Here is a 14574-nt window from a genome sequence, read left to right as displayed (position 1 = left end):
ACACAGTCGTATGCTCCCTCATTCCGCGCAAAAATAGTGGCTCCGCTTCTGGCGGCTGACGACTAGGGTGTAAAGACCTCAGTTTTCAGGATTCGCCATGCACCCCTACTTTTCCCTGCAAGGCCGCACCGCCCTGGTGACCGGCGGCACCCGTGGTATCGGCAAGATGATCGCCAAGGCCTACGTCGAGGCGGGCGCCACCGTGTACGTCTGTGCTCGCGATGCCGAGGCCTGCCAGCAGACCGCCGATGAACTCGCAGCGCTTGGACGCTGCCACGCCATGGCGGCCAACCTCGCCACCGAAGAGGGCGTCCTGCAACTGGCCACACGCCTGGGCGAGCAGATCAGCCATCTGGACATCCTGGTCAACAATGCTGGCACCACCTGGGGTGCACCGCTGGAGAGCTACCCGGTCAAGGGCTGGGAAAAAGTCATGCAACTCAACGTGACGTCGGTATTCAACTGTATCCAGCAATTCCTGCCCCTGCTGCGCAAGGCCGGCTCGGCACAGAATCCCGCGCGGATCATCAACATTGGCTCAGTGGCTGGGATTTCATCCTTCGGTGAACAGGCGTATGCCTACGGGCCGAGCAAGGCTGCGCTGCATCAACTGTCGAGGATTCTGGCGCGCGAACTGGTGAGCCAGCACATCAACGTCAATGTGATCGCTCCAGGGCGCTTTCCGAGCAAGATGACCCAGCACATTGGCAATGATGAGCAGGCGCTGGCGCAGGATACGGAGTTGATCCCGATGAAGCGTTGGGGTCGCGAGGAAGAGATGGCGGCGCTGGCGATCAGCCTGGCGAGTACTGCCGGGGCCTATATGACTGGAAATATTATTCCTTTGGATGGCGGATTCAGTCTCTAGATCGGCGGTGCGGCCATCGCGGGCAAGCCCGCTCCCACAGGTTATGTGTCGTGCATGGATCCTGCGACATACACAAAACCTTGTGGGAGCGGGCTTGCCCGCGATAGCGGACTCACAGTCGACACCGATGCCAGGGTTGATCGGGTTATCATGCCTGCCTTAAATCCCGCCTCGACCTCAAACCATGACCTACAGCGTTTCCCCCATCGGCTTCGTGCGCTCCTGCTTCAAGGAGAAGTTCGCCATTCCGCGCCAGCCGCAGCTGGCCCCGGCCGCCCGCGGGGTGCTGGAACTGGTGACACCGTTCGATCAAGGGGACGCGGTGCAGGGCCTGGAGCAGGTCAGTCACGTGTGGCTGCTGTTCCTGTTCCACCAGGCCCTGGAGGAAAAGCCACGCTTGAAGGTCCGCCCTCCTCGCCTCGGCGGCAATAAGTCCATGGGCGTGTTTGCCACCCGCGCAACCCATCGCCCCAATGGCATCGGGCAGTCAGTGGTGAAACTGGACAAGGTCGAAGCCAACCGTTTGTGGATCTCGGGCATCGATCTGCTCGATGGCACGCCGATTCTCGATATCAAACCCTACGTGCCCTATGCCGACATCATCGCTACAGCCACCAACAGCATCGCCAGCGCCGCGCCGCAGCTGACTCCCGTGCAGTGGACGGACACTGCCCTGGAACAGGCTCACAGGCACGCTCAACGCCTTGAAGAACCCTTGGTGGAGCTGATCGAGCAATGTTTGGCGCAGGATCCTCGCCCGGCCTATCAAACGCCTGCACCCGAGCGGGAATATGGCGCGCAGTTCTGGGATCTGGATGTGCGTTGGCACTACCCGACGCCGGATTTGATCCGAGTCCTCGAGGTGATTCCCGCAACGGTCTGAACTCCGGAAACGAAAAAGCCCGCATGACCTTCTCAGGTCATGCGGGCTTTTTAGATGCGCTGCAAATCTTCTTCCGTAGGAGCGAGCATGCTCGCGAAAAACCTGAGGACGCCGCGGGGTGTCAGGCTTCCCGCGTTATCGTTAACGAGCATCGCGAGCATGCTCGCTCCTACAGGTGACCTGCGGTCACTTCTCGACGAAGGCACGCTCGATCAGGTAATCACCCGGCTCGCGCATCCGCGGCGAAACCTTCAGGCCGAAGCTGTTCAGCACTTCGCTGGTCTCGTCGAGCATGCTCGGGCTGCCGCACAGCATGGCGCGGTCGTCCTGCGGGTTGATCGGTGGCAGACCGATGTCGCTGAACAGCTTGCCGCTGCGCATCAGGTCGGTCAGACGACCTTCGTTCTCGAACGGCTCGCGGGTCACGGTCGGGTAGTAGATCAACTTGTCACGCAGTGCTTCGCCGAAGAATTCGTTCTGCGGCAGGTGCTCGGTAATGAATTCGCGGTAGGCGACTTCGTTGACGTAACGCACGCCGTGGCACAGGATCACTTTTTCGAAGCGCTCGTAGGTTTCCGGGTCCTGGATGACGCTCATGAACGGCGCCAGACCGGTACCGGTGCTGAGCAGGTACAAATGTTTGCCAGGCTTCAAGTCATCCAGTACCAGCGTGCCGGTAGGCTTCTTGCTGATGATGATCTCGTCGCCTTCCTTCAGATGCTGCAACTGCGAAGTCAGCGGACCATCAGGCACCTTGATGCTGAAGAACTCGAGATGCTCTTCCCAGTTCGGGCTGGCAATCGAGTAAGCGCGCATAAGCGGGCGGCCGTTGGGCTGTTGCAGGCCGATCATCACGAACTGACCGTTCTCGAAGCGCAGACCCGGATCACGGGTGCACTTGAAGCTGAACAGAGTGTCGTTCCAGTGGTGAACACTGAGGACACGCTCGTGGTTCATGTTGCTCATGTACGTGGGACTCCTGGAGATTTTGCCTGCGCCGATGATGTGCACAATTGCATCGCATTCTAATGGCAGCGACAATATCTGTTAAATGGATTATTAAGATAAGGGTTATCGGTTATATCGATATGCGATTTACTCTCCGTCAACTTCAAGTATTCGTCGCCGTCGCCCAGCAGGAAAGCGTATCCCGTGCTGCGGGCCTGCTCAACCTCTCGCAATCGGCGGCGAGCACCTCGATCACCGAACTGGAGCGCCAGTGCAGCTGCCAGCTGTTCGACCGCGCCGGCAAACGCCTGAGCCTCAACGCGCTCGGCAAACAGCTGCTGCCCCAGGCGGTGGCCTTGCTGGACCAGGCCAAGGAAATCGAAGACCTGCTCAACGGCAAGTCCGGCTTCGGCTCGCTGGCCGTGGGCGCGACCCTGACCATCGGCAATTACCTGGCCACCCTGCTGATCGGCAGCTTCATGCAGCGCCATCCGGAAAGCCAGGTGAAGCTGCACGTGCAGAACACTGCCAATATCGTGCAACAAGTGGCCCACTATGAAATTGATCTGGGTCTGATCGAAGGTGACTGCAGTCACCCGGACATCGAAGTACAAAGCTGGGTCGAGGACGAACTGGTGGTGTTTTGCGCCCCTCAGCATCCGCTGGCCAAGCGCGGCACGGCCACCATGGAGGAGTTGAGTCACGAAGCGTGGATCTTGCGCGAACAAGGCTCCGGCACACGGTTGACCTTCGATCAAGCCATGCGCCATCACCGCACTTCTTTGAATATCCGCCTGGAGCTTGAGCACACCGAAGCAATCAAGCGCGCAGTGGAGTCAGGTCTGGGGATTGGTTGCATTTCCAGGCTGGCTTTGCGCGACGCATTCCGCCGCGGCAGCCTGGTGCCTGTCGAGACGCCGGATCTGGATCTGGCGCGACAGTTTTATTTCATCTGGCATAAACAGAAGTATCAGACCTCGGCGATGCGCGAATTCCTCGACCTGTGCCGCGCCTTCACCGCCGGGGTTCAGCGCAGCGACGAGATCGTACTGCCAACGATCGCCTAGAGCAGAATCACCGCCCACACCAGGGCAATCATGCTCAATGCCACGAACTGGGCGGCACTGCCCATGTCCTTGGCATTCTTGGACAGTGGGTGGCGCTCAAGGGAAATGCGGTCGATGGCCGCTTCCACTGCCGAGTTGAGCAACTCGACGATCAATGCCAACAGGCATACCGCAATCAACAACGCCCGCTCGACCCGGCTGACATTCAGGAAGAACGACAAGGGAATCAGGATGACGTTGAGCAATACCAGTTGCCGAAAGGCGGCTTCACCGGTGAAGGCTGCGCGCAGGCCGTCCAGCGAATAACCGGAGGCATTGAGGATTCGTTTCAGGCCGGTCTGGCCTTTGAAAGGTGACATAGAGTGGGCAACTGACAAAAAAGAAGTGGGAAAGCTAGTTCAACCAAAGTCAAAAAAGCGTGAAGTCGCCAGCCTTTAATGACTGGAAATTGACTCAAGTTGTTGCAAGAGCAGCGCGGCCTGGGTCCGGGTCCGTACATTCAGTTTACGGAAAATCGCGGTGACGTGCGCCTTGATCGTCGCCTCGGAAACACTCAGCTCGTAGGCGATCTGCTTGTTCAGCAAGCCTTCGCAGACCATGGTCAGCACCCGGAACTGCTGCGGTGTCAGGCTGGCAAGACCTTCGCTGGCCGCCTTCGCCTCTTCTGAGACGCTGACCTCTTCGAACGCCTGCGGCGGCCAGAACACGTCGCCATCGAGGACCGCCCGCACGGCTTTCTGGATCACACTCAAGTCGCTGGATTTGGGAATGAAGCCACTGGCGCCGAACTCACGAGACTTGACCATAATGGTCGCCTCTTCCTGGGCCGAGACCATGACCACCGGAATCTGCGGGTACTGACCGCGCAGCAGGACCAGTCCGGAAAAACCGTAGGCCCCCGGCATGTTCAGGTCCAGCAGTACCAGATCCCAGTCGGACTTTTCCGTCAGGCGGACTTCCAGCTCGGCGATGCTCGCCACTTCCACCAGACGGACATCCGGGCCAAGGCCCAGTGTCAGCGCTTGATGCAAGGCACTACGAAAAAGTGGGTGGTCATCGGCAATCAGGATTTCGTATGTGGCCATTTTTCAAATGATCCTGTTTTTCATGGAACGCCCGCTGCATTCGGATTTCGCCAAAGCAACTCAAGGCACAGCCACGGAGCTGCACTTACAAGGCACGCTCAACGCAAAAAACGCGTTGCAAACTCTGGCCGCACCCTAATCGGCGCCAAGCATGCCCAGCGAAGCCGGGGTGGTCAAGCAGCAGGGCCGGTACACTTTATTGCAGTATCCGCGACAATCAGTCCATCAATGCTGTGACCGGCTGGACATAGGGCATCAACTCGACATGCGCCGGGGTCGAAACGTTCATGTCCAACTGATGTTTGGCGTCGAGGTAGTGCTGGCTGAACACATCGAAGTAGGCATCCAGCGCCGAGGCTGCGGCTACATCGCCTGCAAGGTCGAGGCACAGCGCCGCCACTTCCGCCGTGCACAGATGCTCGCTGCGGGTCGAGCGGCGCAACCGGTAGCGGGAGAGTTTCTCGGGCAGCAGGCTTAGGATCGGCAAGCGATCGAAATAGGGACTCTTGCGAAAGATCTTCCGCGCTTCGGTCCAGGTCGCATCCAACAGAATGAACAACGGGCGCTTCGTGTCATCGACATCCACGCTGTTTGTCACACGCTCAGGCGCGACGTACTCCCCCGGAAACACCAGGTAAGGCTGCCATTGCGGGTCGGATAACAGCGCCAGCAACTTCGGATCGACCTCCGTACGGGACCAGATGAAGGCATGGTTGTCAGGGACCACGTCGGCGATCAGCCAACCTGTGTTGCTCGGCTTGAACACTTCCTTGTTGGTCATGATCAGGCACACGCCGGAGCGGGTAGCGACCTGCGGACGCCATGCGCACAGGCAGTGACTCTCGATCACCCGGCAATCACGGCAACGCGGCGCGCGCCAGCCGCGGGCCTGAATCGGCTTGATGCCCTCCTCCTCGCGCTGATCGCGCAGGCGGGCTACGGCATTCAAGGCAAAGCGCGCAGGGGTATGACTCATAGCGGGCAACGCCCGCAGAGAAGGGAAATCGACACGAAAAACACTCGACAGGGTAAAAAGTGCCAGCAGTTTAACAGACCGCCCGGCGCAAGCCTGTACCGTCCAGCCTGCCTCCCCTATAATTCGCCGCCACTGAACGCACAGTCACGTGACGGGTCAAACCCCCATCACTGAACCAGGAGAGTTTCATGCTGCGCCTTATCGTTCCTACCGCGGCCATTTTGCTGGCGTCGTCCTTCAACGCCCAGGCGGCGTCCCTGAAAGACACGGAACTGAACAAAATGCTGCAAAACGTCGCCACCCAGAGCAGCGTCGGCACTCCACGAGCGATCAACGAAGACATACTCGATCAAGGCTACACCGTTGAAGGCAAACAGCTGATCAACCATCTGAGCGTGCAGAGCAGCCACGCCGACAAGATGCGTGCAGACCCGAAAGCGGTGTACTTCCAGCTGGGAGCTTCTGTCTGCAGAAACGAAGGGTTTCGCAAGCTGATGGCCAAGGGCGCGATCATGCGTTACGACTTCACCGAGGTGAAGACCAACCGTCCGGTCGGCTCCGCAAGCTTCCAGGAATCGGATTGCCTGCAACCGACCAAGAAGAAAAAGTAATCACCGCGAATTGGCGCGCCGTTGTTCATCTTCGGCGCGCAATTCCGCCAGCAGCGCCTGCAAGTAATGCGAACGGCGTTCGCCGCCACGCAAACGCCGGCAGCACTCCTCTTCGAGACTCAAATGATTGGTCTCGGCTGATGATTTCAGCAATCGATACAGCTGCGTATCGATCTCCAGAACGATTCTGGTCATGGTATCCCGCCTCCCTGCACCTCACTCTCGTTTGAGCGATAAATCCTTGAACCGCTTGTACCGTGCGCCATGCCGTTGACGCAAAGCTGTCGTGTGACACCTGTAACTTAGTAAATCAGAGTGCAGCACATGCGACGTACGTTCGGACGAGCGGTGAAACCACCTTGCATATCGTCAATAAGCGGTTGCCAGGAAAGACTTTGTGGCGCAATGATCAAGTCAGCGCAAATCACTGTGAAGGTCTAGATTTCAGGTATCCACGTTCACTTTTTCAGGGCTGGAAAGGGGCTGCCCGTCGTTTGTCGTATTGTGCGAATGTTTCTTTCATCCAAGGAAAAAACAGAGCCTGTTTGGATGATCCGGTGTTTTTCGGGTCAAGTAGATCGCCCAGGCATGGGCCGGGGCAGACAGCGACACATGAAGTGTCGTGGCATCGACGTACGTTGTCGGGCCGAGGGTTCTGTGCAGAAGGAGAAGTTGAATGCCTTACCAACCGAATGACCTCCTGAGCCGTCATTTTGAAGAAAGCGGCCACGACCTCATCAGCAAGGTCGAAGAACAGCTCAAGCTGATTTCTCCCAACAGCCCGAACACCCCGATCTACCGCGACATGATCCTGACCGTGCTACGCATGGCCCAGGAAGACCACAACCGCTGGAATGCCAAAATCACCCTGCAAGCCCTGCGCGAACTGGAACAGGCTTTTCGCGTGCTCGAACAATTCAAGGGGCGGCGCAAGGTCACTGTCTTCGGCTCGGCCCGTACCCCCATGGAACATCCGCTCTACAGCATGGCCCGGGAACTCGGCGCTGCGCTGGCGCGCTCGGACATGATGGTCATCACTGGCGCCGGTGGCGGCATCATGGCCGCCGCCCATGAGGGCGCCGGACTGGCAAACAGCCTGGGGTTCAACATAACGCTGCCGTTCGAACAGCATGCCAACCCCACTGTCGACGGCACGACCAGCCTGCTGCCCTTCCACTTCTTCTTCACCCGCAAGCTGTTCTTCGTCAAGGAAGCCGATGCCCTGGTGCTGTGCCCGGGTGGCTTCGGTACCCTCGATGAAGCGCTGGAGGTGCTGACGCTGATCCAGACCGGCAAAAGCCCATTGGTACCAGTGGTGCTGCTCGACACGCCGGGCGGCAAATTCTGGCAAGGCGCACTGGACTTCATTCACCAGCAACTGGAGGAAAACCACTACATCCTGCCCACTGACATGAAGCTGATGAAACTGGTCTACAACGTCGAAGAAGCGGTAGAGCACATCAACCAGTTCTACGGCAACTTCCACTCCAGTCGCTGGCTCAAGCACCAGTTCCTGATTCGCATGAATCACGCACTTAGCGACAGCGCACTCGAACACATACAGGTGGCTTTCGCCGATCTGTGTCTGAACGATCATTTCCATCAGCATGCCTACAGCGGTGCAGAACACGACGAAGCCGAATTCAGCCATCTGGCGCGGCTGGTCTTCAACTTCAACGCCCGCAATCACGGCCGCCTGCGCGAGCTTGTGGACTACATCAACCTGCCGGAAAACTGGACACAATCAAAAGCCCAGGTACAGCAGCGCACACGGGAGCCGTCAAAAGTTACGTGAGGCATAAAAAAACGGCCCGCTATCGAAATAGCGGGCCGTTTCAGTTCAATCATCCATCCCTCGACCGCTGAACAGGCGGTTGATCATTTCCATGGAATATCCCCGATACGCCAGGAACCTGCCTTGTTTCGCTCGCTCCCGAGCGTCTGTCGGCAATTGTCCTGAGAACTTGCGTCGCCAGGTATCGGCCAGTTGCTCCTGCCAGTCGATACCGCTCTCACGCAGGGCGAGTTCAATATCGGTACGCTGCAAGCCACGCTGGCTCAATTCTTCGCGAATGCGTAAAGGGCCATAACCGGAACGGGCGCGGTAGGAAACGAAACTTTCGAGGTAACGGGTTTCGGACAACAACCCCTCTTCCGTCAACCGGTCGAGTGCTGTTTCGATCATTTCAGGGGGGGCGCCGCGCTGACGCAGTTTACGCGTCAGCTCGACACGACCGTGCTCGCGTCGTGCGAGCAGGTCCATTGCGGTTCGCCGCACCGCGACGAGTGTATCGAGTACGGCGGTCATCGCTTCGATCAGATATCAGCGTCAACCAGGTCGTCTTCGGTCTCTTTGACCGCAGAAGCTTTGGATTCCGCTACCGATGCCGGAGACAGCAGTTTGTCACGCAGCTGCTTCTCAAGTTTCGCGGCGACTTCCGGGTTATCCGCCAGGAACTTGGCCGAGTTGGCCTTGCCCTGACCGATCTTGGTGCCTTCGTAGGCATACCAGGCGCCGGACTTCTCAACGAAACCGTGCAGAACCCCCAAGTCGATCATCTCGCCGTTGAGGTAGATGCCCTTGCCGTAAAGAATCTGGAACTCGGCCTGACGGAACGGCGAAGCCACCTTGTTCTTCACAACCTTGACGCGGGTTTCGCTACCGACGACTTCATCACCCTCTTTCACCGCGCCAGTACGACGGATGTCCAGACGAACCGATGCGTAGAACTTCAGCGCGTTACCACCGGTGGTGGTTTCCGGGCTGCCGAACATCACGCCGATTTTCATACGGATCTGGTTGATGAAGATCACCAGGCAGTTGGCGTTCTTGATGTTACCGGTGATTTTACGCAGCGCCTGGGACATCAAACGGGCTTGCAGGCCCACGTGCATGTCACCCATTTCGCCTTCGATTTCAGCCTTTGGCACCAGGGCGGCCACGGAGTCGACGATGATCACGTCAACCGCGTTGGAGCGCACCAGCATGTCGGTGATTTCCAGGGCCTGCTCGCCGGTGTCCGGCTGGGAAACCAGCAGGTCGTCAACGTTGACGCCCAGCTTGCCGGCGTACTCAGGGTCGAGGGCGTGTTCAGCGTCGACGAATGCGCAGGTCGCGCCGGCTTTTTGAGCCTGGGCGATCACGGACAAGGTCAGCGTGGTTTTACCGGAAGATTCAGGACCGTAGATTTCAACAATACGGCCTTTTGGCAGACCGCCGATGCCGAGAGCGATGTCCAGACCCAGAGAGCCAGTGGAGATGGCCGGGATCGCCTGACGGTCCTGATCGCCCATACGCATTACGGCACCCTTGCCGAATTGACGTTCGATCTGACCCAGGGCCGCAGCCAAGGCTTTCTTCTTGTTGTCGTCCATTAAAGTCCTCACGTAATCAATAAGGCCTGACGGCCAACACCTGTATAAGTAGCCAGTATTATTCCACAGCGTTTCCGGATCGCCTACCCCTGATTTGAGATTTCTGCCGCGGCATACCTCAGCAGCCCCTCTAGCGCGGCCTTCACCGTTTGTCGGCGGACGTCGTTGCGATTGCCCGGGAAGTGCTGCCGCTCACAGAACACCTGATCTCCGACGCCCCAGGCCAGCCACACCGTGCCAACCGGCTTGCCCGGCGTTCCACCATCCGGCCCGGCTATGCCACTGACCGCCACGGAAAAATACGCCCGGTTCTTTTCCTGCGCGCCCCTGACCATCGCCTCGACCACCTCGCGACTGACCGCGCCCACAGTGGTGAACAACTCCACCGGGACATTCAGTTGCAGGGTTTTCTGCCGATTGGAATAAGTGACATAACCGGCCTCGAACCAGGCCGAACTCCCGGGGATACGGGTAATAGCCTCGGCGATGCCTCCGCCAGTGCAGGACTCCGCCGTGGTGACGTGGGCATTGAGAACCTGCAAGCGTCTGCCAAGTTCGGCGGCGAGCTGGGTGATTTCGTTCACGGTCATCTCCTGATCGGGCGGGATGAGGTTAACCGTACACGAGCAGACCGCACTTGCAAGCGACAGGACCGATCAAAATGTAAGGAATCAGAGGCTCTGGAAAGGGGCTCGGACAATCAATCTTCCACCTCACCGGCCGGAACCTGAGCGATACCCATACGCTTGGCCGCCCAACGCTCATACAACCCTAAAACGACGTCTGTCCCGGCCATCGCCGTTAAACAACCACCTGCACACGCAGCCCAAATGGAAACATTGGCGGCGTGCAGCAACATGATGACCGAGGCGCCGCAGATCATGCTGGATCCAGACCGCAGGCCCAGGCGTCGGACAAGGGGCCAGCCACGAACGCCCTCTTTATCGGCACGCCACAATTCACCGGTAGCGCCACCCAGTATTGGCAGGCTGATGACCAGCCACAGAGGCATGTCCAGCAACGCATATTGCTCAGCGGTCATTTCATGCCTCCTTGAGTGAGTAATCACACCGTATTCTTGAATGGTCAGGCAACAAGACTATGCACTGATGCATACTCAGTCAATGCACAAACGCATTAATAAAGTATATCCAATGCTTTCAGCACACGAAAAAAACCCGCTCGGGAAGCGGGTTTGATCTAAACGGATGGGGGTTAGCGGGCGTACATACCCCACCAGAAGACATGTCCGAGGATAACAATCGACTCCTCCTGGATTTCCTGAAAGGTGTAATCTTCGTCCGGATGCTCATCGCGATTGAAGCTGCGCAAGCGAATCCCGGTCGGCAGGCGATAGAGTTGCTTCACCCGCAATTGACCGTTGTGATTGATTGCATAAAGGTCGCCGTCAACGATATCGCCAATGCCGCACTTGCCGGCATTGACCCCGACCGTGGCGCCGTCGCGCAGTACCGGCAACATGCTGTTGCCCCGAACTGTCACGCATTTGGCCTGGTCGAACTGCACGCCGTTATGGCGCAGGCTTCGTTTGCCGAAGCGCAGACTAGAGCGCTCGCTCTCCTCGATAACGAATCTTCCTGATCCCGCAGCCAATTCAACCTCGCGAAGAAAGGGGACCGACACCTCGTCGTCATCGACAGGGGTATCGTCGTCCCACAGACTTATATCCTTGAGTTCCGAATGCACAGGAGCGCGCCCGGCGTTAGCGGCAGGCGCGACGTTTGCGCGACCACGCAACTGGTCGGTGCTCACCGAGAAATACTCGGCGATCTTCGAAATATGCTTATCCGAAGGATCGACGATCTTCCCGCTGAGAATGCGCGAGAGCGTGGATTGAGGCACGCCGGTACGACGGTAAAGCTCCGTAGGGGAGATCCCGTGCTGATCGAGCAATGCTCTTAATACGGTAGATACGTTGCGTTTTTGCATAACGCGCATAGTGCTTGCACTTCTCGAAGAAGACAATGCCGATTTGCATGATCGATGCATAACATGATTTTTGCATCATAAAGGATGTCACCCGGCCGTGGCGCCTGCGTCGGGCAGACCGCCCATGGTAACCTTGCGCCCATCGCGGAAAAGCCCGGCCATTGCCCTGCTTTTGCCCCACCTCTTTCAACGAGCTTCCTGACAATCCGATGAATAAAGCCGTCTCCGACCTGTCCTCCCACACCCCGATGATGCAGCAGTACTGGCGCCTGAAAAACCAGCACCCGGACCAGCTGATGTTCTACCGCATGGGCGACTTCTACGAGATCTTCTATGAGGACGCGAAGAAGGCCGCCAAGTTGCTGGACATCACCCTGACCGCCCGCGGACAGTCGGCCGGGCAGGCGATTCCGATGTGCGGGATTCCTTACCATGCCGCCGAAGGTTATCTGGCGAAACTGGTGAAGCTCGGCGAGTCGGTGGTGATCTGCGAGCAGGTCGGCGACCCTGCCACCAGCAAGGGGCCGGTGGAGCGGCAGGTCGTGCGCATCATCACGCCGGGAACGGTGAGTGACGAGGCGCTGCTCGACGAGCGTCGGGACAACCTGATCGCTGCCGTTTTGGGTGATGAGCGCCTGTTCGGCCTGGCGGTGCTGGACATCACCAGTGGCAACTTCAGCGTGCTGGAAATCAAGGGTTGGGAAAACCTGCTGGCGGAACTGGAGCGGGTCAACCCGGTGGAACTGCTGATCCCGGATGACTGGCCCAAGGACTTGCCAGCGGAAAAACGCCGCGGTGTGCGTCGCCGTGCGCCGTGGGATTTCGAGCGTGATTCGGCGCTGAAAAGCCTGTGCCAGCAGTTCTCGACCCAGGACCTCAAGGGTTTTGGCTGCGAAAACCTGACCCTGGCGATCGGCGCCGCCGGTTGCCTGCTGGCCTACGCCAAGGAAACCCAGCGCACCGCCCTACCCCATTTGCGCAGCCTGCGTCATGAGCGCCTGGACGACACCGTGGTGCTCGATGGCGCCAGCCGTCGCAACCTGGAGCTCGATACCAACCTGGCCGGTGGCCGCGACAACACCCTGCAATCGGTGGTGGACCGTTGCCAGACCGCCATGGGCAGCCGCCTGCTGACTCGCTGGCTGAATCGCCCGTTACGCGATTTGACGGTGCTGTTGGCGCGTCAGACCTCGATCACTTGCCTGCTCGACGGTTACCGCTTCGAAAGACTGCAACCGCAGCTCAAGGAAATCGGCGACATCGAGCGGATTCTTGCGCGGATCGGCCTGCGCAATGCCCGCCCGCGCGACCTCGCCCGCTTGCGTGACGCCCTCGGTGCACTGCCCGAGCTGCAAGTGGCGATGACGGAACTCGAAGCGCCGCACCTCCAGCAACTCGCCACCATCACCAGCACCTACCCGGAACTGGCGGCCCTGCTGGAAAAAGCCATCATCGACAACCCGCCCGCAGTCATTCGTGACGGCGGCGTGTTGAAAAACGGCTACGACAGCGAACTCGACGAACTGCAGTCGCTCAGCGAAAACGCCGGACAATTCCTGATCGACCTCGAAGCGCGGGAAAAGGCCCGCACCGGCCTGTCGCACCTGAAGGTCGGCTACAACCGCATCCACGGTTACTTCATCGAGCTGCCAAGCAAGCAAGCGGAATCGGCACCGGCCGACTATATTCGCCGCCAGACGCTCAAAGGCGCCGAGCGCTTCATTACCCCGGAACTCAAGGCGTTCGAAGACAAGGCATTGTCAGCCAAGAGCCGCGCCCTGGCCCGCGAGAAGATGCTTTACGAAGCGCTGCTCGAAGACCTGATCGCCCAGTTGCCACCGTTGCAGGACACCGCTGGCGCCCTGGCCGAACTGGACGTCTTGAGCAACCTGGCCGAGCGTGCGCTGAACCTCGACCTGAACTGCCCGCGCTTCGTCAGCGAGCCGTGCATGCGCATCAGCCAGGGTCGCCACCCGGTGGTCGAGCAAGTGCTGACCACGCCGTTCGTGGCCAACGACCTGAGCCTGGACGACAACACCCGCATGCTGGTGATCACCGGCCCGAACATGGGTGGTAAATCCACCTACATGCGTCAGACCGCCTTGATTGTGCTCCTGGCGCACATCGGCAGCTTCGTGCCAGCGGCCAGTTGCGAATTGTCGCTGGTCGACCGCATCTTCACCCGGATCGGCTCCAGCGATGACCTGGCCGGCGGGCGTTCGACCTTCATGGTGGAAATGAGCGAAACCGCGAACATTCTGCACAACGCCACTGAGCGCAGCCTGGTACTGATGGACGAAGTCGGGCGCGGCACCAGCACCTTCGACGGGCTGTCCCTGGCATGGGCAGCAGCCGAACGCCTGGCGCATCTGCGCGCCTACACGCTGTTCGCCACCCACTACTTTGAACTGACCGTCCTGCCGGAAGCCCAGCCGCTGGTGGCCAACGTGCACCTCAATGCGACCGAGCACAATGAACGCATCGTGTTCCTGCACCACGTGCTGCCCGGGCCGGCCAGCCAGAGCTATGGCCTGGCCGTTGCGCAACTGGCGGGTGTACCGAGTGAGGTCATCACCCGTGCTCGTGAGCATTTGAGCCGCCTGGAAGACACCGCCCTGCCCCATGAGGTGCCTGCACCTGCCAAAGGCAAACCGGCTGCGCCACTGCAAAGCGACCTGTTTGCCAGCCTGCCGCACCCGGTGCTGGAGGAACTGGCCAAGCTCGATCTGGACGACATGACACCACGTCGTGCTCTCGAAATGCTCTATACACTAAAGACACGGATCTAACGCAGCGGCTTGCAAGCTGTTA

Annotated in this window: 17 protein-coding genes; 7 read left to right on the top strand and 10 right to left on the bottom strand. The window is 59.1% G+C overall.

Annotated elements, in window-relative coordinates:
• Positions 1-97: 97 nt before the first annotated feature.
• Both PMI31_RS18640 and tsaA read left to right on the top strand, forming a co-directional pair.
• A complete protein-coding gene (locus PMI31_RS18640; protein WP_008019811.1) occupies positions 98-868 on the top strand; it encodes an SDR family oxidoreductase in 771 nt (256 codons plus the stop codon).
• A gap of 184 nt (positions 869-1052) precedes the next feature.
• On the top strand, positions 1053-1751 hold the full coding sequence (tsaA, locus tag PMI31_RS18635; RefSeq protein ID WP_008019810.1) for a tRNA (N6-threonylcarbamoyladenosine(37)-N6)-methyltransferase TrmO: 699 nt from the start codon (positions 1053-1055) through the stop codon (positions 1749-1751).
• Between the two features lie 186 nt (positions 1752-1937).
• On the opposite strand, the gene fpr is transcribed toward tsaA, so the two are convergent.
• Entirely contained in the window at positions 1938-2717 is a 780-nt protein-coding gene (gene fpr / locus PMI31_RS18630) for a ferredoxin-NADP reductase (RefSeq protein ID WP_003443014.1), read from the bottom strand.
• 122 nt (positions 2718-2839) lie between these two features.
• Between fpr and PMI31_RS18625 the strand changes: the two genes are divergently transcribed.
• On the top strand, positions 2840-3766 hold the full coding sequence (locus PMI31_RS18625; protein ID WP_043302480.1) for a LysR family transcriptional regulator: 927 nt from the start codon (positions 2840-2842) through the stop codon (positions 3764-3766).
• Here PMI31_RS18625 and PMI31_RS18620 read toward each other — a convergent pair.
• Positions 3763-4125, bottom strand: coding sequence for a diacylglycerol kinase (locus tag PMI31_RS18620; protein WP_007996906.1), 363 nt, complete (start codon positions 4123-4125; stop codon positions 3763-3765). The two genes, PMI31_RS18625 and PMI31_RS18620, sit on opposite strands and share 4 nt — an antisense overlap.
• Positions 4126-4200: 75 nt before the next feature.
• The gene (gene erdR, locus PMI31_RS18615; RefSeq protein ID WP_008019807.1) at positions 4201-4851 is read right to left on the bottom strand and encodes a response regulator transcription factor ErdR; all 651 of its coding nucleotides are present in this window, start codon (positions 4849-4851) and stop codon (positions 4201-4203) included.
• Between erdR and PMI31_RS30810 the strand changes: the two genes are divergently transcribed.
• The gene (locus PMI31_RS30810; protein WP_157213290.1) at positions 4844-4990 is read left to right on the top strand and encodes a hypothetical protein; all 147 of its coding nucleotides are present in this window, start codon (positions 4844-4846) and stop codon (positions 4988-4990) included. The two genes, erdR and PMI31_RS30810, sit on opposite strands and share 8 nt — an antisense overlap.
• Before the next feature lie 78 nt (positions 4991-5068).
• Here PMI31_RS30810 and PMI31_RS18610 read toward each other — a convergent pair whose 3' ends face one another.
• Positions 5069-5827, bottom strand: coding sequence for a tRNA-uridine aminocarboxypropyltransferase (locus tag PMI31_RS18610; protein ID WP_008019806.1), 759 nt, complete (start codon positions 5825-5827; stop codon positions 5069-5071).
• A gap of 188 nt (positions 5828-6015) precedes the next feature.
• On the opposite strand from PMI31_RS18610, the gene PMI31_RS18605 reads away from it, so the two are divergent.
• Positions 6016-6438: a quorum-sensing-regulated virulence factor family protein gene (locus PMI31_RS18605; protein ID WP_008019804.1), complete on the top strand. Its 423-nt coding sequence runs from the start codon at positions 6016-6018 to the stop codon at positions 6436-6438.
• On the opposite strand, the gene PMI31_RS18600 is transcribed toward PMI31_RS18605, so the two are convergent.
• Positions 6439-6633 carry a hypothetical protein gene (locus tag PMI31_RS18600; RefSeq protein ID WP_008019803.1) on the bottom strand — a complete coding sequence of 65 codons (195 nt, stop codon included), beginning with the start codon at positions 6631-6633 and terminating at the stop codon, positions 6439-6441.
• Positions 6634-7114: 481 nt separating this feature from the next.
• Here PMI31_RS18600 and PMI31_RS18595 point away from each other — a divergent pair, with 481 nt between their 5' ends.
• A complete protein-coding gene (locus tag PMI31_RS18595; RefSeq protein WP_008019802.1) occupies positions 7115-8233 on the top strand; it encodes a TIGR00730 family Rossman fold protein in 1119 nt (372 codons plus the stop codon).
• Positions 8234-8278: 45 nt separating this feature from the next.
• Here the strand turns inward: PMI31_RS18595 and recX are convergent, their stop codons facing one another.
• The 5 genes from recX to PMI31_RS18570 all read right to left on the bottom strand — a co-directional run bounded on the left by recX (position 8279) and on the right by PMI31_RS18570 (position 11763).
• On the bottom strand, positions 8279-8746 hold the full coding sequence (gene recX / locus PMI31_RS18590; RefSeq protein ID WP_008019801.1) for a recombination regulator RecX: 468 nt from the start codon (positions 8744-8746) through the stop codon (positions 8279-8281).
• Between the two features lie 8 nt (positions 8747-8754).
• A complete protein-coding gene (recA, locus tag PMI31_RS18585) occupies positions 8755-9813 on the bottom strand; it encodes a recombinase RecA (RefSeq protein ID WP_008019800.1) in 1059 nt (352 codons plus the stop codon).
• A gap of 83 nt (positions 9814-9896) precedes the next feature.
• The gene (locus tag PMI31_RS18580) at positions 9897-10397 is read right to left on the bottom strand and encodes a CinA family protein (protein WP_008019799.1); all 501 of its coding nucleotides are present in this window, start codon (positions 10395-10397) and stop codon (positions 9897-9899) included.
• A 116-nt stretch (positions 10398-10513) separates the two neighbouring features.
• Positions 10514-10855 (bottom strand): phage holin family protein, encoded by a 342-nt coding sequence (locus PMI31_RS18575; RefSeq protein ID WP_008019797.1) that lies wholly within the window; start codon positions 10853-10855, stop codon positions 10514-10516.
• Positions 10856-11028: 173 nt separating this feature from the next.
• Entirely contained in the window at positions 11029-11763 is a 735-nt protein-coding gene (locus PMI31_RS18570; protein ID WP_043302484.1) for a LexA family transcriptional regulator, read from the bottom strand.
• A gap of 209 nt (positions 11764-11972) precedes the next feature.
• Here PMI31_RS18570 and mutS point away from each other — a divergent pair, with 209 nt between their 5' ends.
• Positions 11973-14552, top strand: coding sequence for a DNA mismatch repair protein MutS (gene mutS, locus PMI31_RS18565; RefSeq protein WP_008019795.1), 2580 nt, complete (start codon positions 11973-11975; stop codon positions 14550-14552).
• The last annotated feature ends 22 nt before the right edge of the window (positions 14553-14574 follow it).

This window comes from Pseudomonas sp. GM55 (genome assembly GCF_000282395.1).
GTDB classification, from domain to species: domain Bacteria; phylum Pseudomonadota; class Gammaproteobacteria; order Pseudomonadales; family Pseudomonadaceae; genus Aquipseudomonas; species Aquipseudomonas fluorescens_CC.
Note: the sequence above shows the minus strand (reverse complement) of the source record. Positions and strands in the feature narration are given on the sequence as shown.